Source organism: Microbacterium sp. NC79 (assembly GCF_019061125.1).
Classification (GTDB): Bacteria; Actinomycetota; Actinomycetes; order Actinomycetales; family Microbacteriaceae; genus Microbacterium.
In genome coordinates this window covers 1,613,173-1,635,304 of the sequence record NZ_JAHQYI010000001.1, presented here as the reverse complement: position 1 = coordinate 1,635,304, position 22,132 = coordinate 1,613,173, and the positions used below count along the sequence as shown (strand labels likewise).

General features: G+C 63.1%; 19 protein-coding genes. 15 read left to right on the top strand and 4 right to left on the bottom strand.

Annotated elements, in window-relative coordinates:
- The first annotated feature begins 141 nt into the window (after nucleotides 1-141).
- Genes KTJ77_RS13410 through KTJ77_RS07365 form a run of 4 tightly spaced genes read left to right on the top strand, consistent with a single transcriptional unit; the run spans nucleotide 142 to nucleotide 4,251 of the window.
- On the top strand, nucleotides 142-1,413 hold the full coding sequence (locus KTJ77_RS13410; RefSeq protein ID WP_254367392.1) for a hypothetical protein: 1,272 nt from the start codon (nucleotides 142-144) through the stop codon (nucleotides 1,411-1,413).
- Complete coding sequence (gene hisD, locus KTJ77_RS07375; RefSeq protein ID WP_217337773.1) at nucleotides 1,413-2,723, top strand: histidinol dehydrogenase; 1,311 nt, start codon at nucleotides 1,413-1,415, stop codon at nucleotides 2,721-2,723. Before KTJ77_RS13410 ends, hisD begins: the two co-directional genes overlap by 1 nt.
- Before the next feature lie 15 nt (nucleotides 2,724-2,738).
- Nucleotides 2,739-3,215: a transcriptional regulator NrdR gene (gene nrdR / locus KTJ77_RS07370; protein ID WP_217337772.1), complete on the top strand. Its 477-nt coding sequence runs from the start codon at nucleotides 2,739-2,741 to the stop codon at nucleotides 3,213-3,215.
- 10 nt (nucleotides 3,216-3,225) lie between these two features.
- Nucleotides 3,226-4,251, top strand: coding sequence for a quinone-dependent dihydroorotate dehydrogenase (locus KTJ77_RS07365; RefSeq protein WP_217337771.1), 1,026 nt, complete (start codon nucleotides 3,226-3,228; stop codon nucleotides 4,249-4,251).
- 54 nt (nucleotides 4,252-4,305) lie between these two features.
- On the opposite strand, the gene KTJ77_RS07360 is transcribed toward KTJ77_RS07365, so the two are convergent.
- The gene (locus KTJ77_RS07360; RefSeq protein WP_217337770.1) at nucleotides 4,306-4,863 is read right to left on the bottom strand and encodes a DUF3043 domain-containing protein; all 558 of its coding nucleotides are present in this window, start codon (nucleotides 4,861-4,863) and stop codon (nucleotides 4,306-4,308) included.
- Nucleotides 4,864-4,907: 44 nt separating this feature from the next.
- On the opposite strand from KTJ77_RS07360, the gene KTJ77_RS07355 reads away from it, so the two are divergent.
- The 6 genes from KTJ77_RS07355 (at nucleotide 4,908) to KTJ77_RS07330 (ending at nucleotide 10,932) form a co-directional block, all read left to right on the top strand.
- Nucleotides 4,908-6,305: a dipeptidase gene (locus KTJ77_RS07355; protein WP_217337769.1), complete on the top strand. Its 1,398-nt coding sequence runs from the start codon at nucleotides 4,908-4,910 to the stop codon at nucleotides 6,303-6,305.
- A gap of 95 nt (nucleotides 6,306-6,400) precedes the next feature.
- Nucleotides 6,401-6,748, top strand: coding sequence for an iron-sulfur cluster insertion protein ErpA (erpA, locus tag KTJ77_RS07350; protein WP_147825911.1), 348 nt, complete (start codon nucleotides 6,401-6,403; stop codon nucleotides 6,746-6,748).
- Between the two features lie 353 nt (nucleotides 6,749-7,101).
- The gene (gene coxB / locus KTJ77_RS07345; RefSeq protein ID WP_217337768.1) at nucleotides 7,102-8,004 is read left to right on the top strand and encodes a cytochrome c oxidase subunit II; all 903 of its coding nucleotides are present in this window, start codon (nucleotides 7,102-7,104) and stop codon (nucleotides 8,002-8,004) included.
- Nucleotides 8,004-9,698, top strand: a complete 1,695-nt coding sequence (ctaD, locus tag KTJ77_RS07340) for a cytochrome c oxidase subunit I (RefSeq protein ID WP_217337767.1) — start codon at nucleotides 8,004-8,006, stop codon at nucleotides 9,696-9,698. The genes coxB and ctaD overlap by 1 nt, the downstream gene beginning before the upstream one ends.
- Before the next feature lies 1 nt (nucleotide 9,699).
- Nucleotides 9,700-10,134 carry a cytochrome c oxidase subunit 4 gene (locus tag KTJ77_RS07335; protein WP_217337766.1) on the top strand — a complete coding sequence of 145 codons (435 nt, stop codon included), beginning with the start codon at nucleotides 9,700-9,702 and terminating at the stop codon, nucleotides 10,132-10,134.
- A gap of 261 nt (nucleotides 10,135-10,395) precedes the next feature.
- Nucleotides 10,396-10,932, top strand: coding sequence for a GNAT family N-acetyltransferase (locus tag KTJ77_RS07330; RefSeq protein ID WP_254367391.1), 537 nt, complete (start codon nucleotides 10,396-10,398; stop codon nucleotides 10,930-10,932).
- A 17-nt stretch (nucleotides 10,933-10,949) separates the two neighbouring features.
- On the opposite strand, the gene KTJ77_RS07325 is transcribed toward KTJ77_RS07330, so the two are convergent.
- Genes KTJ77_RS07325 through KTJ77_RS07315 form a run of 3 tightly spaced genes read right to left on the bottom strand, consistent with a single transcriptional unit; the run spans nucleotide 10,950 to nucleotide 13,479 of the window.
- Nucleotides 10,950-11,663, bottom strand: coding sequence for an SOS response-associated peptidase (locus KTJ77_RS07325; RefSeq protein WP_217337765.1), 714 nt, complete (start codon nucleotides 11,661-11,663; stop codon nucleotides 10,950-10,952).
- Nucleotides 11,664-11,713: 50 nt separating this feature from the next.
- Nucleotides 11,714-12,736 (bottom strand): App1 family protein, encoded by a 1,023-nt coding sequence (locus tag KTJ77_RS07320; protein WP_217337764.1) that lies wholly within the window; start codon nucleotides 12,734-12,736, stop codon nucleotides 11,714-11,716.
- Between the two features lie 5 nt (nucleotides 12,737-12,741).
- Nucleotides 12,742-13,479, bottom strand: coding sequence for a DedA family protein (locus tag KTJ77_RS07315; protein WP_217337763.1), 738 nt, complete (start codon nucleotides 13,477-13,479; stop codon nucleotides 12,742-12,744).
- A gap of 69 nt (nucleotides 13,480-13,548) precedes the next feature.
- On the opposite strand from KTJ77_RS07315, the gene pabB reads away from it, so the two are divergent.
- From pabB to holA, 5 genes are all read left to right on the top strand, one after another.
- Nucleotides 13,549-14,859: an aminodeoxychorismate synthase component I gene (gene pabB, locus KTJ77_RS07310; RefSeq protein ID WP_217337762.1), complete on the top strand. Its 1,311-nt coding sequence runs from the start codon at nucleotides 13,549-13,551 to the stop codon at nucleotides 14,857-14,859.
- A 45-nt stretch (nucleotides 14,860-14,904) separates the two neighbouring features.
- Nucleotides 14,905-17,469, top strand: coding sequence for a leucine--tRNA ligase (leuS, locus tag KTJ77_RS07305; RefSeq protein ID WP_217337761.1), 2,565 nt, complete (start codon nucleotides 14,905-14,907; stop codon nucleotides 17,467-17,469).
- Nucleotides 17,470-17,637: 168 nt separating this feature from the next.
- Nucleotides 17,638-18,210: a ComEA family DNA-binding protein gene (locus KTJ77_RS07300; RefSeq protein ID WP_217337760.1), complete on the top strand. Its 573-nt coding sequence runs from the start codon at nucleotides 17,638-17,640 to the stop codon at nucleotides 18,208-18,210.
- 1 nt (nucleotide 18,211) lies between these two features.
- On the top strand, nucleotides 18,212-20,680 hold the full coding sequence (locus KTJ77_RS07295; protein ID WP_217337759.1) for a ComEC/Rec2 family competence protein: 2,469 nt from the start codon (nucleotides 18,212-18,214) through the stop codon (nucleotides 20,678-20,680).
- 9 nt (nucleotides 20,681-20,689) lie between these two features.
- Nucleotides 20,690-21,763 (top strand): DNA polymerase III subunit delta, encoded by a 1,074-nt coding sequence (holA, locus tag KTJ77_RS07290; RefSeq protein ID WP_217337758.1) that lies wholly within the window; start codon nucleotides 20,690-20,692, stop codon nucleotides 21,761-21,763.
- The last annotated feature ends 369 nt before the right edge of the window (nucleotides 21,764-22,132 follow it).

The following is a 22,132-nucleotide window of genomic DNA, read 5'->3' as shown; positions in this document are numbered from 1 at the left end:
TGTTGCCCAGTGCACACTCACCGGTAGAGTTTCAAAGCATCAGCTGTCGTGTGCGCGCACAGGGCAGTCCATTCGTGCCGTCACACGGCGCACTAACTTATCGACTCGCGATCGCAGCGTGAACGTGGGGGGAGAATTCACATGTCAAATCCAGGTGACTACGGTCAGAACCCGGCCGGTGGACCGCAATGGGGTGCGCCGCAACAGGGGTACAACCCCAATCAGACCCAGGGCTTTGACCCGAACCAGACGCAGGGCTTTGACCCGAACCAGACCCAGGGTCTCGGCCAGGGCTACCCGCAGTACGGCCAGCAGCCTCAGCAGCCGTATGGCCAGCCGCAGCAACAGTGGGGCGCACAGCCCGGTTATGGAGCTCCGGCACCGCAGAAGAAGCCGCTGCCTTACACGATTCGTGAGTTCATCCTCATGGGCGTCGGCCTGCTGATCCTGGTCTTCTCGTTCTTCCCGCTGGCATCGTCCTCATTCTTCACGGTGACTCTGTGGTCGATCGGCTTCTGGCTTCCGCTTGTGCTGTTGCCTTTTGCCGCCTCCGCGCTCATTGCCGCACGCCCCTTCCTTCCGCTCGTGAACCGTATCGGTTCGCTGAGCACCGACCAGTTCGCATCGGTCGTCTACTCGTCCGCGCTTGTGGTCTGGGCCGCATTCGGCCTCGGAATTGGCAGCCTTGCTGGCGGCGGTTTCGGTAGCTGGGTGGTCTGGGTGCTAGTGCTACTCACGATCGCTGGCATCGTGCTCACCGTCGGTGCTCCCTTCATTCCTGGTCTTCGCGAAGAATTCGACCAGCGCCCAGAAGAAACCGCTCCGCGCGCTGGCCGCACGACCCGCGTGATTCCCGAGGGCAAGGGTGTCACCCTGCCCGCTGGCGCACCGGTCGCACAGCAGACGCAGCCCGACACGTGGGGTCAGAGTCCAGCCGCTGCGCCTGTCGCGCAGGAAAACCCGTGGGCTGCTCAGCAGCAGGTTCCGGCTCCGGCGCAAGAGAACCCCTGGGCCGCTCAGCAGCAGGTTCCGGCTCCGGCGCAGGAGAACCCGTGGGCAACTCCCGTAGCCGCTGAAGACGCACCAGTAGAGGTCGCACCGGTTGCAGCCGACGTACCGGCTGAAGCCGCACCCGCTGCGGAGGTTGCTCAGGAAGAAGCTGAGGCTGCGCCCGCTGAGGCAACGCCCGTCGAAGCAACGCCCGCCGAAGCTGCGCCCGCCGCTCAGCAGCCGTTCTGGGCTCTCGTTCCGGAGGAGCGTCCCGTTGTTGACGCTTCTGGTGCCGAGATCTTCCGTGTCGGCCCCACCGCGTGGGCGCTGGTTATCGAAGACAACGGTTCGTCGTTCGTGATCCGTCACGACGATGGCCGCACCGGAACCCTTAGTGATGTATCAGGAGTAGTTCGTAACTAATGCGTGTCATTGATCTGCGTGGCCAGAACCTTTCCACTGCGGAGCTGCTTTCCGTCGTTCCCCGAGCGACCGCGGCGAAGCAGCATGCGCTGGAAACTGCCGCCGCAATTGTTGCGGATGTGCGGGAGCGGGGAGAAGTCGCTCTTCGCGAGCAGGCCACCCAGTTCGATGGCGCCACGGGGCACGCGATTCGCGTACCCCAGCACCACATTGACGAAGCGATTGCCTCCCTCGAGCCCGACGTTCGCGCCGCGCTCGAGGAGGCGATTCGTCGCGTCCGTCTCGCTTCTGCCGCCCAGGTTCCGGCACCCGCAGTCACTGAGCTCTCCTCGGGAGCCCGTGTCATTCAGCGCTGGCAACCCGTCACCCGCGTCGGCGTTTACGTACCTGGCGGCAAGGCGGTCTACCCGTCCAGCGTCATCATGAACGTTGTGCCTGCGCAGGTCGCAGGCGTCTCGGCGGTCGCTCTCGCATCACCCCCGCAGCGCGCCTTCGACGGTCGAGTACACCCCACCATCCTCGCTGCGGCGGGACTGCTGGGTATCACTGAGATCTATGCGATGGGCGGGGCCGGTGCGATCGGTGCTTTCGCGCACGGCGTGAAGTCACTGGACTTGGCGCCGGTCGACGTCGTCACAGGACCAGGCAACAACTTCGTCGCGGCAGCCAAACGCGCGGTCGCTGGCCTCGTCGGTATCGACGCTGAAGCGGGCGCCACCGAGATTCTGGTTGCCGCCGATGACACTGCAAACCCCGCATACGTTGCGGCCGACCTGATTAGCCAGGCCGAGCACGACGAGCAGTCTGGTGCTGTTCTGGTGACGTGGTCTAGCGATCTCGCCGACGCGGTCGCTGCGCACGTCGCGGCCATGGTTCCGCAAACCAAACACGCCGAGCGCGTGGCTATCGCCCTCGGTGGCGAACAGTCGGCAATCGTGCTTGTCGATGACCTCGAGACAGCGGCCGCATTCAGCAACGCGTACGGCCCCGAGCACCTCGAGATTCAGACCGCCAACGCGTCAGCTGACGCCGCGCTTTTCACCAACGCAGGCGCACTGTTCATCGGCGACTTTGCTCCGGTCAGCCTCGGTGACTATCTCGCTGGTTCCAACCACGTCCTGCCCACCTCCGGGCAGGCCCGATACGCCTCTGGACTCGGCGCGTTCACATTCTTGCGCCCGCAGCAGGTTGTCGAGTACACGCGCTCTGCGCTCGAAGAGGTTGCCGCCGACATTGTGTCGCTGTCAACCGCAGAAGACCTCCCCGCGCACGGCGAAGCCGTGACCGTGCGCTTTGCGCCGCGCGACTGATCCGAAAGCACCCTGATGTACTGCCCTTTTTGCCGCAACCCTGACTCGCGCGTCATCGACTCGCGTACGAGCGACGATGGCCTGTCGATTCGTCGCCGGCGTCAGTGCCCCAAGTGTGGCGGTCGTTTCACGACAATGGAGACGGCATCGTTGACCGTCATCAAGCGGTCTGGCGTAGCCGAGTCGTTCAGCCGTGACAAGGTGATCTCGGGTGTGCGCAAGGCGTGCCAGGGTCGCCCGGTGACGGATGCCGACCTCGCCGTGCTTGCCCAGCGCGTCGAAGAGGCGATTCGCCAGACCGGTCAGAGTCAGATCGATGCAAACGAAATCGGACTCGCGATTCTCGGACCGTTGCGCGACCTCGATGAGGTGGCCTACCTCCGGTTCGCGAGCGTTTATCAGGCGTTTGAATCGCTGGAAGATTTCGAATCCGCCATCTCTGACCTGCGGGCATCGCACGCTGAGTCGGAACCACGCGACGTTTCCGAGTAACCTGGCAGGGATGTATTCCCTCCTCTTTCGCACCGTCCTGACCCGCTTCGATCCGGAGACGGCTCACCACATGGCGGCAACCGTCATTCGCACCCTCGGTGTTGGTCCGCTGCGCGCGGCCACCCGCGCAATGACGAAGCCTGACGCATCGCTGCAAACCAAGGCGCTCGGGCTCACGTTCGACTCGCCATTCGGTATTGCCGCAGGATTCGACAAGAACGTCACCATGGTGCGCGGGCTCGAGGCCCTCGGTTTCGGCCACATCGAAGTCGGAACCGTCACCGCGGTTCCGCAGCCAGGTAACCCGAAGCCGCGCCTTTTCCGTCTCGTTGCCGACCGTGCGCTGATCAACCGCATGGGGTTCAACAATGAGGGTGCAGCGGTCGCTGCCCAGCGACTCCAGAAGCTTCGCAAGCAGAATTCCGGCATCATCATCGGTGCGAACATCGGTAAGAGCCGCATCGTCGAGGTCGATGATGCGATCGCCGACTATGTCACCAGCGCCAAGCTGGTCGCGCCCCACGCGGATTACCTCGCCGTCAACGTGTCCTCGCCGAACACCCCTGGCCTTCGTGGGTTGCAGGCCGTTGAGACGCTGGCACCCTTGCTCGAGGCGGTGAAAGCAGCGGCTGGAACCACGCCGCTGCTGGTGAAGATTGCTCCCGACCTTGAAGACGAGGAAGTGGGGGACATCGCCCGCCTTGCCGTCCGCCTCGGGCTGGACGGCCTCATCGCCAACAACACGACGATTTCTCGTGATGGGCTCGTTACAGATGACGCTAAGGTCGCTGACATCGGCGCTGGTGGGCTTTCCGGCGCACCGCTTCGGGAGCGCTCACTCGAAATGCTTGCGCTCGTGCGCGCCGCGGTTCCCGCCGAGTTCTGTGTCATCTCAGTTGGTGGCGTGCAGACCGCTGCTGACGTGCAGCAGCGCTTGGATGCCGGTGCCACGCTCGTGCAGGGCTACTCCGAGTTCATCTACTCCGGCCCGCTGTGGGGCCGTGCGATCAACCGCGGACTCGTTAAAAATCGCTGAGCCATTGAAAATGCCCCGGGAAGTTTCCCGGGGCATTTTCAATAAGGCTTACGGTTAGGCGGGGTATTCGCCGCGCTTGGCCTGCGGCTTCGGCAGGCGCATAAAGCGCATCTGGAAGGAGCGCATCGCGGCGTACCAGCCGTGGCCCTTCTCAACGCGGGTGCCCCACTTGGCTGCCGTCTTCTTCTTGACGCGGTTGCTCAGCAACACCATGTCGCCAATGACCAGCAGGATGTACGCCCACAGCACGAGGAACGAATACGTCTGGACGGCGTAGTTGGGTACGAAGGTCAGCACAATGACGACGATCATGGCAGGCATGACGAACTCGCCAAGGTGCCACCCGGCGTCGACGTAGTCGCGCACCCAGCGGCGCTGCTCACCCTTGTCGCGCGGGGGGAGGTACTTCTCCTCGCCTGCAGCCATGCCGGCACGTGCCTTATCGCGGTTTGCATTGAGTGCGGCGCGTGCCTCCTTGCGCGCTTCCTTGGTGTTGGGGGCCAGCGGGCGGCGGTTCGCAGCCTCGCGTTCGGCGCGCGACGGCGTCGGCCGGCCCTTGCCGATGACTGGCTCGTCGTTGTCTGATGAAGGGGTGGTGGAGTTCTGAACCACGTGAAAGCACCTCGCGTTTCGGGAGTCCTTCTAAGATTACCGGTATGAGCTATGAGCAGCATCCCAACGACGAGGCCGTCACCCACGCGGCCAAGGCCACCATCCCCGTCGCACTCGCCGATCTCGGCAACCTGGTGCGTATTCCGGGAATTGCCTGGCCAGCGTTCGATCAGAGCAACCTCCAGCGCAGCGCGGCTGCCGTGGCCGCCCTGTTCGAAGAGACCGGCATGTTTGACAGTGTCGAGGTGAAGACTGCGGCAATCCCGGGCACAGACGAGCAGGGGCAACCCGCGATTCTGGCGACACGTGCCGCAAAAAACGGCAAGCCGACGATTCTCCTTTACGCGCACCATGACGTTCAGCCTGAGGGCGACGACGCCCTTTGGGAGACGCCTCCGTTCGAGCCAACCGTCCGCGATGGCCGACTCTACGGTCGAGGTGCAGCCGACGATAAGGCCGGCATCATGGCGCACGTCGCTGCCATTCGCACGATGAAGGAGGTCTACGGCGATGACCTTGACCTCGGCATTTCCGTCTTTATTGAAGGCGAGGAAGAGTTCGGCTCCCGATCGTTCGCGCAATTCCTGAGTGACAACATCGACGCACTGCGTTCCGATGTCATCGTGGTCGCCGACTCTGGCAACTGGGACTCGGAGACGCCGGGTCTCACCGTCTCGCTTCGCGGAAACGCGCGCTTCACGCTGAGCGTGCGCACGCTCGCGCACGCATCGCACTCCGGCATGTTTGGCGGCGCTATTCCCGATGCCATGATGGCGACCGTCAAGCTGTTGTCGACGCTCTGGGCAGACGATGGTTCCGTCGCGGTCACGGGGATGACCGAACGCGACGCACCGACGCCGGAATACACAGAGGCGACTCTCCGTGATGAAGCGGGACTATTGCCTGGTGTGAGCCCGATCGGCAACGGAACCATTCTGAGCCGCATTTGGAACAAGCCGTCGATCACTGTCACCGGTGTTGACTTCACGTCGGTTGCGGCGGCCTCCAACACGATTTCTCCTGAAGTCACGGTGGTGATCTCGGCTCGCGTCGCCCCCGGCCAGGAGGCGACCGAGGCATACGCTGCCATGGAGGCGCACCTGAGGGCGAACGCGCCGTTTGGTGCTGAACTCACCTTCAGCGACATCGACCTCGGCAACGGGTTCCTCGTGGACACCAGCGGCGACACGGTGGCGCTGGCGCGTCAGTCAATGCAAGACGCGTACGGCAAGGCTCCTGTCGACCTCGGCGTGGGTGGCTCAATCCCGTTCATCGCTGACCTTGTTCGTGAAATCCCGGGTGCCGACATCCTCGTGACGGGCGTGGAAGACCCGCACTCACGCGCGCACAGCCCCAACGAGTCGCTGCACTTGGCGACCTTCCAGAACGCTGTCGTGACTGAGGCGCTTCTGCTGTCTCGCCTGAACGCACAGACGAAGTGAACCCTCGGGGGTGCGGATTTTTTCGAGACGCACCCCCGTGGTTCCGCTCGCCGTACAATGGATAGTGACCTGGTTGTCACGAATAGAGGAGAGTCATGACGGACACCATTGCAAACGCCCACGGTGTTTCGCTGACCGATGCGGCTGCCGCGAAGGTCAAGAGCTTGCTGGAGCAGGAGGGTCGCGATGACCTGCGTCTGCGCGTTGCCGTGCAGCCCGGTGGTTGCTCGGGCCTGATTTACCAGCTCTACTTCGACGAGCGCTACCTCGAAGGCGACGAGACGGTTGACTTCGATGGTGTTGAGGTCATCGTTGACAACATGTCGGTTCCGTACCTCGATGGCGCAGCGATCGACTTTAAAGACACGATCAGCGAGCAGGGGTTCACCATTGACAACCCCAACGCTGGCGGCTCGTGCGCTTGTGGCGACAGCTTCCACTAAACCTTTCGTAAAAAACGGCGTCAGCTTCGGCTGGCGCCGTTTTTTGTTGTGGGGGAGGAGGTGCCCCAGTGGCGGGCTCGCCCGCGCCGCGCGACGACCGCAAAACTTGCGTAGCGTCGGCGATTGCCTCGCGAATTTCGTACAGAATCAGACGAATCGCGCACGAAATACCGTATCGGCGGGCTTGTCTGGGTGGGTGTGTTGAACCGAACCAGAATGCGAAATCACGTGCCGATCTGGCAGAACTCGACGCCGCGTCGGAAAAACCGAGCGAAACTGTGGCTTTGGCCAGAAACCAGTGGGAGGTTGCTCTAGACTGAGAGTTGACTGATTAGCTATCGGAAAGGTGCATCGTGTCGTCCAAACGTCACCTCCGCTGGGCCGCAGTGCCTGTCGGTGCGGCAACCGCTGTTGCCCTTGCAGGCTGCACGCCGCAAGAACAACACGGATTCCTCCCTGGTTTTACCGAGGACGGAGTGCCCGCCACTAACCACACCGACATGGTGGGAGCGCTCTGGGTTAACTCCTGGATCGTTCTCCTTATTGTCGGTGTCATCACCTGGGGCCTCATGCTCTGGGCAGGTATTGCGTACCGCCGCCGTAAAGGCCAGACCGGCCTTCCGGTGCAGATGCGGTACAACATGCCCATCGAAATCTTCTACACGGTTGTGCCGCTGATTCTCGTTGCGGGCTTCTTCACGTTCACCGCGCGTGACCAGGCTGCGCTTGAGACGCAGTACGAAGACCCGGATGTCTCGATCATCGCGACCGGTAAGCAGTGGGCCTGGGACTTTGAGTACCTCGGTACCGAAGCCGATGGTTCCGACAGCGTCTGGACCATGGGTGTTCAGGTCGAAGCTGACGAGAACGGCAACCGCGTTGAAAGCGAACTGCCGACGCTCGTGCTGCCCGTCAACAAGACGGTCAAGCTCCAGCTCGAATCGCGCGATGTCATCCACTCGTTCTGGATTATTGACTTCTTGTACAAGAAGGACATGTACATCGGTCACGACAACTACTGGTCGTTCACGCCGACGCGTGAGGGTAAGTATGCCGGTAAGTGTGCCGAACTTTGTGGCGAGTACCACTCGATGATGCTGTTCAACGTCGAGGTCGTCAGCGAAGCCGAGTACGACGAGTACCTCGCATCGCTTGAGGCTCTCGGTCAGACTGGTCCGATCCAGGACGAGTACGACCGCCTGCAGAACCTGCCTGGTGTAGGTGCCCCTGCTGCTAAGGAAGAGGAATCCCACTAATGGCTACGTCGGTTCTGCCTCCGCGCCAGGCTGCTCTGCTGAGCTCCTCGCGAGTTGAGCAAAAGGGCAACGTCCTGGTGAAGTGGATCACGTCCACTGACCACAAGACGATCGGGTACATGTACCTCATCGCCTCCGTACTGTTCTTCCTGCTCGGTGGTGTGATGGCTCTCATCATCCGCGCTGAGCTCTTCGCTCCCGGCATGCAGATTGTGCCGACGAAGGAACAGTACAACCAGCTGTTTACGATGCACGGCACGATCATGTTGCTCATGTTCGCAACGCCGCTGTTCGCTGGTTTCGCTAACGCGATCCTGCCGCTGCAGCTCGGTGCTCCTGACGTGGCATTCCCGCGTCTGAACGCCTTCGCACTCTGGCTGTTCCTGTTCGGCTCGCTCATCGCTATCGCCGGCTACCTCACCCCGTCGGGTGCTGCTTCGTTCGGTTGGTTCGCTTATCAACCGCTCGCAAACGCATCGTTCTCACCTGGCGCCGGAGGTAACCTCTGGATGGTCGGTCTGGGTATGAGTGGTTTCGGTACCATCCTCGGTGCCGTGAACTTCATCACCACGATCATCACAATGCGCGCACCGGGTATGACCATGTGGCGTATGCCGATCTTCGCGTGGAACACGCTGGTCACCAGCCTCCTGATCCTGATGGCCTTCCCGGTACTGGCAGCGGCGATGTTCGCAGCAGCATCTGACCGTATCCTCGGCTCGCACATCTACGACCCGGCCAACGGTGGCGTTCTGCTCTGGCAGCACCTGTTCTGGTTCTTCGGTCACCCCGAGGTGTACATCATCGCCCTGCCGTTCTTCGGTATCGTGTCGGAGATCTTCCCGGTCTTCAGCCGCAAGCCGATCTTCGGTTACAAGACGCTGGTGTACGCGACGATCGCTATTGCAACGCTGTCGGTTGCTGTGTGGGCTCACCACATGTACGTGACCGGTGCCGTCCTGCTGCCGTTCTTCGCGCTGATGACGATGCTCATCGCCGTTCCGACGGGTGTGAAGATCTTCAACTGGATCGGAACCATGTGGCGAGGGTCGGTGACCTTCGAGACTCCGATGGTCTTCGCGCTCGGCTTCCTGGTGTCGTTCGTGTTCGGTGGTCTGACCGGTGTCATCCTGGCTTCGCCGCCGCTTGACTTCCACATCAGTGACTCGTACTTCGTCGTTGCTCACTTCCACTACGTGGTCTTCGGAACCGTTGTGTTCGCGATGTTCGCCGGCTTCTACTTCTGGTGGCCGAAGTGGACGGGCAAGATGCTCAACGAGCGTCTCGGCTACGTACACTTCTGGATGCTGTTCATCGGCTTCCACATGACCTTCCTCGTCCAGCACTGGCTGGGTGTCGACGGCATGCCGCGTCGTTACGCTGACTTCGCAGAAGCTGACGGATGGACCTGGGGTAACCAGCTCTCGACCGTTGGTGCGATCATCCTGGGTGCTTCGATGATTCCGTTCTTCCTGAACGTCTGGATCACGCAGCGCACGGCACCGAAGGTCACGGTCAACGACCCGTGGGGTTACGGTGGATCGCTGGAGTGGGCTACGAGCTGCCCGCCGCCGCGCCACAACTTCACGTCGATTCCGCGTATCCGTTCGGAGCGTCCGGCATTCGACCTGAACCACCCTGAGGCAGCACCGGCTGGCGCTGTCCTCACCGAGACGCGTGGAGAGGCCAAGTAACGTGAAGAGCAATATCGTTCTTTGGTGGATCATCGCGATCTTCTTCGCCATCGTCGGTGTCATGTACACCGCGTGGAACATCCTGGCTCACCCCGGTCTGCCACTCGTCAACCAGATTGAGTGGGTCGGTTCGACCACGCTGTTCTTCAGCGCGGCGATGGGCGCAATGGTTGGTGTCTATCTGTCCCGTGTGTACAAGCACCAGGGCGGCGAGCTCCCGGAAGACATTCTGACGAGCGACATCGACGACGGCGACCCCGAGATCGGTGAGTTTGCACCGTGGTCGTGGTGGCCGCTCGTGCTCGCCTCGTCGGCAGCGATCTTCCTTGTTGGTATGGCCGTCGGACACTTCCTCCTCCCGATCGGTATTGCGGTCTTCGCAATCGCCATCGTGGGCTGGGTCTACGAGTACTACCGCGGATACTTCGCACGCTGATCAATCAGTCAAAAACGGGCCGTTCCTCCGGGAGCGGCCCGTTTTGTTTTCCCCGGCACTGCTGCGCCGCGACGTCGTGCCCGCGCTCTTCACGTCGAGACACAATTTGGTCGGCGAGAAACATGTTCCCCGGTGATGTCTCGCCGACCAAATTGTGTTTCGCGGGTAAAGGGTGGGGGCGGGGTGGGCTGGGGCGTGGTGGGCGCGGGGTGATTGACGCGCGGATGAGGGGCTGGGTACGCTGGCGCGATGGTGAGCGAGATGAGTATTCGACCGGCCCAGCCGGAGGACGCACGAGCGATCGCTGAGATTCACGTGGCGAGCTGGCGCGGCGCCTACCGCGGACTGATCCCGCAGCACATTCTGGATGGCCTCGACGTCGCGCAGCGTGAGCGTGCGTGGGGTCGCATTATTCGTGCATCGATCGACGGGCTCCCCACAGAGGGCGAAACGGGCCCGTCATTGAAGACCATCGTCGCCGAATCTGACGGGGGTCTCCTCGGTTGGTGCTCGTTCGGTCCAGGCCGCGATGAAGAGCTCCGGAACCATGGAGAAGTCGCGGGGATTTATGCAGACCCAGCGGCGTGGGGTACGGGAGCCGGCTTTCGCCTGATGAGCACCGCGACGAATGCTCTGAGTGAAGCGGGGTTCACGTCAGCGTTTCTCTGGGTGCTTGACGGCAACGGACGAGCCATCGGCTTCTACGAGCGAAACGGGTGGCACGACAGCGGCGCCACCAAGCTTGACGACTTTCACGGAGAAATGCTTCGCGAGCGCCGCTACGAGCGCGCACTCTAACCCGGTGTCGGTCGTCGCTATTCGGCGAGCGGTTCGATGAGCGCGGGGGAGTTGTTGCGCACGTTGCCGACCGCGCGGTCCACGGCATAGGCCTCGAGCGTTGTCTCCATGCCTTCGGCCGCGTCTGACGCCGCATCCAAAATGTCGCGCGGATACTCAACGGTCGGGTCGAGCCACGCATCGGCATAGTCTTCGTCAACAAAGACCGGCATGCGGTCATGGATGCTCGCCAGATTGCCCGTCGCCGAGCGCGTGAGAATTGAGAAACTCAGCATCCAGCGATTCGGATCGTCTCCAGCCGCTGCCGGATTCTTCCACCACTCGTACAAGCCGGCGAAGAACAGCGGAGACTCATCTGCTGGCCGAATGAAGTACGGCTGTTTGCCCTCCGCTGTCGTGTGCCACTCGTAGTATCCCGTCACCGGAATAATGGCGCGGCGATTCTCGAATGCGCCGCGAAACGTCGGCTTATCTTCCAGCTCTTCTGAGCGCGCATTGATGGCGCGCGGGCCCACCGATGGATCCTTTGCCCAACTGGGCACCAGCCCCCACCGTGCTGGTTCCAATCGCCGCGTCGGTGGTTCCGTTTTTACGGAGTCCAGCACGATGGCAACGCGATCGGTCGGCGCCACGTTATACGAGGGCGCGGGGAGATCATTTGACTCAAGATCGACGCGAAGGACGCCAACGAGCTCAGACCCAACATTCGCTACGACAAATCGTCCGCACATGCCGTCAGCCTACGCGCGTGCACCGACATTGCGCGGCCCTGACGAAGGATTTAGCGAACGATTCCCTTGTCGCGGAGGCTGTCGAGAAGACCGGCACCATCGGGCGCTGTCACCCAGGGGGAGTCTGAATGGTCGTTGACGAGCGTGCGTCCACCGGCGAGAACGGCCTCTGCTGGCGAGAGCCGGCGGATAGCGACGGCCGCAACATTCTGCGGGTATTCCTTCGCGAACTCGGTGTAGATGGAATCATCATGCTGGCCATCATCACCGATGAGTAGCCACCGGATGTTCGGGAACTCTTCGGCCAGGCGACGCAGATTACGTTCTTTGTGTTCGCGGCCAGAGCGGAAGAAGCGGTCGTGCGTTGGGCCCCAGTCTGTCAGCAGCATGGCGCCACGGGGAAAGAGGTGGCGGCGCAAGAACCGGGAGAGCGTGGGCGCGATATTCCATGCACCCGTGGAAAGGTAGATCATCGGAGAACCGGGGTTCTCGCGCACGAGTCGCTCCAGCAGCACGGCCATGCCGGGAACGGGCAAGCGTGCGTGCTCGTCGATGACAAACGAGTTCCATGCCGCGACGAGGGGGCGCGGGAGCGCCGTGACCATGACCGTGTCATCCACGTCGCTGACAATGCCGAACCGGGCGTCGTTGGCCACGATGAGCACGTGCGCCTCAACGGGCGGCTCTCCTTCAACCGACATCGTGATCTTTTGCCAGCCAGGCGGGAGCGTCGCCGGAACGACGAAATCAATCACACCGCCGCTATCGGCCGCGATCTCATGAGACTCATCACCCACGGTGACGGTGACGAGAGAGAAGCTCACCGGAATACCCATGAAGCTGCGCCAACCGCGCACGCTCTCCGGTTCACCTTCTGGCGTCTTGCGGCGCGGGTGCACAATGAGCACGCGTCCCAAAACGCGCACCCACTCTTCGCTGCCGTAACCAGGAAACGGCACGATCGTCGGCGCCTTGCCGCGCTTTCGGGCGCGACGCTCACGCCACGCGTGATAGCGGCGTTCCAAGCGCGCAAACCAGTTGATCTTCGGGTGTTCGGAGGACTGAGAGAACATCCCTGTTAGTCTTTCATGTCTCTCGGTGCGGTGGGTGCAGGCGGCGCGTCATCGTCGCCGTCACCGAAGAGATCGACATGCTCGATGGCTGGCAGCTCGTCGTCGCCATCACCAATGTGGCGGCTTTCGCGGCGCTGCAGAATCTTCTTCGCGACGAATACGGCGATGGCAAACACCGCAATGATGCCGACAAAGAGGTAACCCGCCCAGTGCAGACGTGAGCTGAGCTGCTGGTAGGTTTGCGCGGCACCGGCGGCCACGGTCACGTAGAGGCCCGCCCAGAGCACGCACGCGGGAAGAGTCCATGCGATGAACCGGCGGTAGGAGAAAGTGCTCATTCCGACGGTCACCGGAACCAGAGAGTGCAGCACCGGAAGAAAGCGCGAGATGAAGATGGCGGGGCCGCCACGGCGCTGCAGGTAGCGTTCGGCGCGAACCCAGTTCTTTTCCCCGATCTTGCGACCGAGCCATGTGGTGCGGATCTTTGGTCCGAGCCAGCGGCCCAGCCAAAATCCAATCGATTCTCCGAGGAGCGCCCCGATCACGACGACGACCGCGAGAATCACGCCGTCGAGGGGGCCACGCACGCCCATCGCCGCGGTGATGACGATCGTGTCGCCGGGAACAACGAGCCCAATCAGTACGCTCGTTTCGAGCATGATGGCGAGGCCAGCGAGCGAGGTGCGCAGGGCAGGGTCGACGGACTGCACGAGTTCGATGAGGACGCCGACGATGTCGTTCACAAGAGTGAGCCTAGAGCCTTGGCGCTGGCAATGCGTCGGGCAGATGCCCAGAATCCGTAGAGTTATGGCATGTCGTCAAAGCAGGGTGCTGTGCTGTTGCGTGGGTGGATTGCGCCAGACCTGTTGTTCGCGACGTTCGAACGCGACGCGGCCGTTGCCTTCTTCCTCGATGCGGGCGTCGATGCCACATCTGGCTGGAGCTATCTCGGCGTCGGCCAGCGGGTCGACCTTGACTCCGCGCTGCGTGTTCCCGTCGGCACGGCGCAGGCCGAGAACTGGCCGGCCGGCCCGTTTCTGGGCGGCTGGGTGACCTGGCTGAGCTACGACAATGCCGCGGCGCGAGCGGGGGCACCTGCCTTTACCGCCGACCGTGGCGAGGCCATCAGCGCCGACACCTTTCTTGCTTTCGACCATGCGCAGCGCGCCGTCTGGTGCGTCGCGCCGGAACGCGATCTCGCAAGGTTCGCGGCGCACTCGCAAGCTCGCCTCGACGCCACAGTGACGGTTCCGCCCGTCCCAGACGCGGCTCCGCGCACGGCGGTGGCGCGCCAGACCGCGCACGAATACGCCGTCGATATTGAGGCGTGCCGTGAAGCGATTCGGCAGGGTGACGCGTATCAGCTGTGCCTCACAACGCGATTCACCGTTTCCGGAAAGCACGACCCCGCTGACGTCTTTCTGCGGTTGCGTGCTGCAACGCCGTCGCATCATGCGGCCTACATCAGGGTGGGGGAGACGGCGCTTGTGAGTGCGAGCCCTGAGCAGTTTCTCACGGTCGACGGTGGGCGGGTCAGTACGAAGCCGATCAAGGGAACCCGGCCGCGTGGCCAGACGGCGGAGGACGATGCCCGCCTGAAGGCTGAGCTCTTGGCCAGCGAAAAAGAGCGTGCCGAGAACGTCATGATTGTTGATCTCATGCGCAACGATCTTTCCCGCATCTGCACCCCCGGTTCCATTCGTGTCGACAAGCTATGGCACGTCGAGTCGTACCGTGCCGTCCACCAACTGGTGAGCACCGTGTCTGGGCAGGTTGCTTCCGGAACCACGATGGCCGATGTGCTGGATGCGACATTTCCTGCGGGGTCGATGACGGGGGCGCCAAAGCTCAGCGCGATGACGATTCTGCATGGGCTTGAGCGTGGTGCTCGCGGCGTATATTCCGGATGCTTCGGCTGGATCTCGCACGATGGTTCCGCCGATCTTGCCATGGTCATCCGCACTGTCATCGTTGGCAAGGACGAAGCATACGTGGGTGCAGGCGGCGGTATCACGTGGGGCTCAGTGGCGGCGGATGAGGTCGCTGAGGTGGCTATCAAAGCACGCGCGCCGCTGGCGGCCGTGGGGGCTCGTGTCCCGGCGGAGTGGGAGCAGGTTCGGTAGGATAGTAGGACGCGTTTTTCGTTTTACTCTGCTGAGGAAGTACCCGTGTCACAAGCAACCCCCCTGGACTCTGCCGAAACTGGCGTCGACCTGCATGCGATCGAGGCCAAGTGGCAGCGACTTTGGGCGGAGAAGGAACCCTTCAACGCGGGCGGTAACGACGACACGCGTCCGCGCAAGTACGTGCTAGCGATGTTCCCGTATCCGTCGGGCGACCTGCACATGGGGCACGCCGAAAACTACCTGTACTCCGACATCGTGGCGCGTTACTGGCGTCACCGTGGCTACAACGTCTTGAACCCCATCGGGTGGGACTCGTTTGGTCTGCCAGCGGAAAACGCGGCAATCAAGCGTGGTGCTGACCCGAAGGAGTGGACCTACGCCAACATCGAGCAGCAGAAGACCGGCTTCAAGCGCTACGGCGTCTCGTTCGACTGGACGCGCGAGCTGCACACGTCTGACCCCGAGTACTACCACTGGAACCAGTGGCTGTTCCAGGTGATGTTTGACCGGGGGCTGGCGTACCGTAAGGAGTCGCCCGTCAACTGGTGCCCGAACGACCAGACGGTGCTCGCCAACGAGCAGGTCGTTGACGGTGCTTGCGAGCGCTGTGGCGCGCAGGTCGTCAAGAAGAAGCTGACGCAGTGGTACTTCAAGATCACCGACTACGCAGACCGCCTGCTTGACGACCTGAACCAGCTGGAGGGCCGCTGGCCGAGCAAGGTGCTGCAGATGCAGCGCAACTGGATCGGTCGCTCGCAGGGTGCCGACATTGACTTCGAGATTGAGGGCCGCGCCGACAAGGTGACGGTGTTCTCGACGCGCCCTGACACGCTGCACGGCGCGACGTTCTTCGTGGTGGCTCCGGACTCCGATTTGGCCGCTGAGCTGGCTGCCGGAGCCGACGCTGACGTGCGTATGCGTTTTCAGGCATACGTCGAAGAAGTCGGTCGTCACAGCGAGATCGAGCGCCAGTCGACCGACCGCCCGAAGACGGGTGTGTTCCTGGGTCGCTACGCGATCAACCCCGTCAACGGCGAAAAGATGCCGATCTGGGCTGCCGACTACGTGCTGGCTGACTACGGTCACGGCGCTGTCATGGCCGTTCCTGCGCACGACCAGCGTGACCTCGACTTTGCCCGCGCTTTCGACCTGCCGATCAAGGTTGTCGTTGACACGACGGCGCCCATCACCGGTGCGATCTCGGTTGTTGACCCCGACGACCTGGACGCTGTCGCCGCGTCGATCGATGAGCTTGACCCGGCCAAGACCGGCGTTGCGCTGACTGGCGAAGGCCGACTGATCAACTCGGGTTCGCTCAACGGTCTCAGCAAGCGCACCGCCATCGAGCGCGTTGTCGCTGAGCTTGAGGCCAGTGGCGGTGGCCGCGCCACCACGACGTTCCGTCTGCGCGACTGGCTGATTTCGCGTCAACGTTTCTGGGGAACTCCCATTCCGATGGTGCACACCGCAGACGGACGCATGGAGAAGGTTCCAGCCGACCAGCTGCCCGTTCGACTGCCGAACGCCGCGGGTCTCGACCTGAAGCCGAAGGGCACGTCGCCGCTGGGCGGCGCAACCGAGTGGGTCAACACTGTCGACCCGGTTACCGGTGAGGCAGCCCTGCGCGACCCCGACACGATGGACACATTCGTTGACTCATCGTGGTACTTCCTGCGCTTTTTGAACGCGAATGACCCGACGCAGGCATTCGATCCGGCAGAAGCTTCGAAGTGGGCGCCGGTTGACCACTACATCGGTGGCGTCGAGCACGCGATCTTGCACCTGTTGTACGCACGCTTCATCACCAAGGTGCTGTTCGACCTCGGTTATGTCGACTTCACCGAGCCGTTCACGAGCCTGATCAACCAGGGCATGGTGATTCTGGATGGCACGAAGATGTCGAAGTCGAAGGGCAACCTGGTGTTGTTCAACGACGAGCTGGAGTCCGTCGGCGCCGACGTGCTTCGTACCGCGCTGGCCTTCGCCGGTCCGGTTGAAGACGATAAAGACTGGAAGGACGTCTCCACGACGGGTGCGTTCAAGTTTCTCTCGCGTGCGATGCGTATCGCCCGTGAGGTCTCCTCGCCCGTCGACGCTGTGTTTGCCGATGGTGATGTGGCTCTGCGCCGTGTGACGCACAAGGTATGGGCTGAGGTTCCGGCGCTCGTTGAGCACACCAAGTTCAACGTCGTCGTTGCCCGCCTGATGGAGCTGGTCAACGCAACGCGCAAGACGATCGATTCCGGTGCTGGCGCTGGCGACCCCGCCGTGCGTGAGGCCGCCGAGGCAATCGCGCTGGTGCTGGATCTGATCGCCCCGCACGCCGCGGAGGAGATGTGGCAGACGCTCGGTCACGAGGAGTTCGCGGGTGTCGTCACCTGGCGTACCGCCGACCCGGCGCTGCTGGTCGAAGACACCGCGACCTGCGTTGTGCAGGTCAACGGCAAGGTGCGTTCGCAGCTCGAGGTTCCTACCAAGATCTCGGCCGAAGACCTCGAGGCTCTCGCTCGCGCCGATGAGAAGACAATCCGCGCCATTGGTGACGCTCAGATCATGAAGGTGATCGTCCGCGCCCCGAAGATCGTGAACTTCGCCGTCAAGGCTTAAGGTTCGATCCCGAAGTCCCCGGTGCCCCACGGTGCCGGGGACTTCGGCGTTTCTGCGCCGCTGACGGCGCGCACTGCAGGTTCCTCCCCAGGGCGGCAATATATGGTTCCGGAACCAGAAGCTGGGGATGAGCGGAACCTGCGGGTCGCAAGTGCCTAGCGTGGCGGTATGTCGGAATCCGCACAGCCACGCGGTCGGGCCTTGCGTATCGGCATCGGCGCCGCATTGATCCTGATCGTCGGTGTCTTCGCCGTCGTCGTCGGGATGGGCGTCGTGCGGTCGGCGGGGGAGCAGGTGGTCTCAGTGCCGGTGTCGGGAGCGACGGCCGAGCCACTGTACGTTGACGTGCAGGGAGCGGTGGCGGCGCCGGGCGTCTACCTCCTCGACGCGGATGCGCGCGTTGTCGACGCGGTCGCGGCGGCTGGCGGGTTTCGCGACGACGCCGACTCGTCCGGCATCAACCTGGCACGTCTCGTGATTGACGGCGAGCAGCTCGTCGTGCCGACGGTGAGCGCCGAAGGATCGGCCGCGGCACCCATTGATGACGGCCTGATCAACATCAATGCTGCGGATACGGCCGAACTCGAAGAGTTGCCACGCATCGGCGAAGCGCTCGCCTCACGCATTATCGCGTGGCGGGAGGAAAACGGTCCGTTTCGCACGGTCGACGATCTCGGCAATGTGTCTGGTATCGGGAAGAAAATGCTCGAGACCCTGCGGCCACTCGTCAAGGTTGGTTGATGTGGCACGCCGTGGGGCCGACCTCAGGCTGCTCCCCATCGCCCTCATCGCGTGGGGCGCCGGCATTGCCGCGGTCATGGTTGCACCCGCCGCGTGGATGATCGCGGCAGTGTGCGGGTGCGCGGCGGTGCTGTTGATTGCGGTCACGTTGCTGACGGGCAAGTCCACGCTGTCGATTTTCGGGATCGCCCTGGTCGTTGCCAGTGTCGTTTCTGTACAGGTCGCTGCCGCAGCGCCCCAGCGTGCCGCAGCCGCGGCGGTTGAGCGGCTCGACGATGCCCTCGCCACCGTCACCACCAAGGTAGAGCCGGCCACCGGCGGGGGCTGGCGCTTCGAGATCAACACGGCACTGGCCGGAGCCAACACCCCCGTTGCCGTATTCATGAGCGGCGAACGTCCTGCCGGCCTGGATCTTGGTTCCGTTATTCGGGTGTCCGGTAAGACGGCGGAACCATTTGCTGGGCAGCGGGTGGCGGTGCGGGTGATCGTGGCGGATTCGCCGGATGTCGTGGCGCCGCCTGGCGGACTCCTCAGCGTTGCTGCGACGCTACGCCATGATCTGTCGGCGTTGGCTGCGCTGTTTCCTGGCCGCGGAGCCGAGCTCATACCGGGGCTCGCGGTCGGAGACACCACAATCGTCAGTGATGAGCTGGACGCCCAAATGACGCAGTCTTCGCTTTCGCATTTGACCGCTGTCAGCGGCGCTAACTGTGCGATTATCACGGGGGCGGCGTTTTGGGTGGCAGCCGTGTGCGGCGCGCGGCGGGGGCTCCGCGTCGTGGTCGCCCTCGGTGTGCTCGCGGGGTTTATCGTCCTCGTCACCCCTGAGCCGAGCGTGATTCGTGCCGGGGCGATGGCCGCTGGCGCGATGCTTGCGCTGTTGCTGGGCCGCGCGCGAGCGGGTGTGCCCATTCTTGCGCTCGCAGTCACCGTGCTGTTGATTGCTGATCCCTGGCTCGCGACGTCAATCGGATTCGCGCTCTCCGTCGCGGCAACGGGTGCGCTCCTGCTACTCGCGGCACCGCTCGCGAAAAAGCTTGAACTGGTTTTACCCGCCTCACTTGCTCTGCTTGTCGCCGTTCCGCTCGCCGCTCAGCTCGCGTGTGCGCCGATTATCATCCTCATCGATCCGCACATTTCTGTGATCGGTACGCTCGCGAATCTCATCGCGGCACCGGCGGCACCCATCGCTACAATCGTTGGCCTGCTCGCATGTCTGCTGGTGATGGTTCCGGGCGTCGGGTTCGCTCTCACAGCGTTGGCGTGGGTGCCAGCATCGTGGATCGCCGCGGTCGCCGACGTTGCTGCTCAGGTTCCTGGTGGCCGGATGGCATGGCCTGACGGCGTGCCCGGTGCGCTGTTGCTCGCCATTGTAACGGCGGCTGGAATCATCGCGATGATCGCTCGACAGCCGCGGTTGCGGCTGATTGCCATGACGGCGGTGGCAGCCACGATCGCATCCGGGCTTGGCCTGGTCGCGGTGCGGACGCTGATCGCGCCTCAAGCCGTGCCCAGCGGCTGGGCGATCGCGGCGTGCGATGTGGGGCAAGGCGATGCATTCGTCGTCAGGTCTGGCGATGCGGTTGCCCTGATCGACACGGGAGTCGATCCCGCTCCGTTAGCGCAGTGTCTTGAGCTCCTCCAGGTCTCACACATCGACATTCTTGTGCTCACCCACTTCGATCTCGACCACGTAGGTGGCACCGATGCCGTCGTTGGGAAGGTCGATACGGTGCTGCACGGGCCGGTTCCAGACGCCGTGTCGCAGCACCGGCTCGATGAACTCAACGCCGGGGGCGCGCAACTGGAGTCCGTGTCGAAAGGGACAAGCGGAACCTTGGGTGCGGCGCACTGGAAAGTACTGTGGCCGCGGGGAGCGGCGGCACCGGGCAACGACGCGAGCGTCGTGTGGGAGGTGAGTGGTGGCGATGTTCCGCGATCGCTCTTCCTTGGTGATCTCTCTGGCTCTGCCCAGCAGTCGTTGCTGGCCACTGGTTCCGTTCGCGGGCCCTACGATCTGGTGAAAGTTGCCCACCACGGAAGCGCCGACCAAGAACTGCGGCTGTATGAAGAAGTGTCTGCGGCTGTGGCGTTGATCGGTGTGGGGGAGAACGACTATGGGCATCCGCGGCAGGAGATTCTCGATACCCTCACGGCGGACGGAACCGTGATTTTCCGTACCGATGGTGATGGAACTGTTGCCGTCAGTGCCCTGGACGGTGGGCTCGGTGTCTGGCGTCAGCGGGATCGCACGGGAGTGCCACGTCGGCGGCGTGCACAGCCAAAGAGCTGTGCCCGCAGGCCGCGGCGTCGCCCAGCTCAGCTCAGCCCCTGGAAGGCGGGCTCAGCTCAACCCCTGGAAGCCGCTCAGCCCCTGGAAGCCGGGCTCAGCTCAGCGCATGGAAGCCGGGCTCAGCTCAACCCCTGGAAGGAACAACGCGCCACCGCCGATGTCGATGCTGGAAGGTAGGCTCGATGTATGACTCCTGCACCGCGACGGCCCGCCTCCAAAGCCCCCGCGTCGGCGATTCCGCAGGTCTCGTGGCGGCGCCCGCAACCCGCACCAATCGTGCTGGTGTCGGGGCCGGAGGAAGTGTGCGCCGAGCGTGCGATCGCTGGCGTTCGCGCCTACCTGCGTGCGGAAGATCCGTCCCTCGAGGTATCGGATGTGCGCGCCGATGATTACGAGGCGGGCACACTGTTTGGGTTGACGTCGCCGTCGCTTTTCGGAGAGCCCCGTCTCGTGCGGGTATCCGGCGTTGAGAAGTGCACGGATACGTTCTTGACCGAGGCTCTCGCTTACGTCGAACACCCGAAAGAGGGGGCGACCGTCATCCTGCGGCACACCAGTGCGAGCGTGCGCGGGAAGAAGCTACTCGATGCGATCCGCGCAGGAACTGGCCGTGGAATTGAGATCGCCTGCCCAGCGATCACCCGAGACGATGATCGCGTTGATTTCGCACGGGGTGAGTTTTCTGCGGCTGACAAGCGGATCAATCCAAACGCGCTCCGCGTTTTGGTCGCCGCCTTCTCCTCCGACGTCACCGAGCTCGCAGCCGCATGCCAGCAGCTGATTGCGGATGTGCCGGGGGAGATCACCGAAGAGATTGTCGAAAAGTATTACGGCGGCCGCGTTGAGGTCACCGCGTTTGCTGTCGCCGACTTTGCCATCGCAGGCAACCTGCCGCAGGCACTCGCCACGCTCCGTCACGCGCTGTCGTCAGGTGTTGATCCGGTTCCCATGGTCGCGGCGTTCGCCATGAAGATTCGCGGTATCGCCCGGGTTGCGAACAGCAACGAGGGTGACCAGGCTCTTGCCGCCCGATGGAACATGAAGGATTGGCAAGTGCGCCGCGCCCGGACCGAAGCCCGTGGCTGGAGCAACCTCTCCCTGGGGCTCGCGATTCAGGCGGCCGCGCGCGCTGACGCCGAGGTGAAGGGCGCCTCACGAGACCCGATCTTCGCATTGGAACGTCTCGTCACGGTCATCGCCACTCGCGCACCGTTCGGCTGGGATCCGCACACCCGCCGCACAACTCTCTCCGGCGATTAGCCGACCCGCTCGTTGATCGAGCCCGTTTGCCTCCGGACCGAGAGTCGGGCGGATTGCCGTCCCGCTTGAAGAGTCAGGCGGAATACCGTCGGTCGTAGAGTCAGGCGGGTTTGGCACCGGTCGTCAAGTGGGCCGTAAGTCGTTTCTTGAGCGATGAGTGGGCTCGCTCGCCGTTGAGCAGGGTTGGCGGTTACCCACTGGCCGTTGAGCGAGGCCGCCTACTCCCGGTTAATAGTCGGTCGATGAGCGTGGCAGCGTAGTTGCCGAGTCGAAACGCGTCGAGGTGACGTCCTCTGCCGCCACCGGTGCGTTAAGCAACAACACCGTGCCTCATTTCCCGTAAACATCCCGAATTTCCGCGACATAACG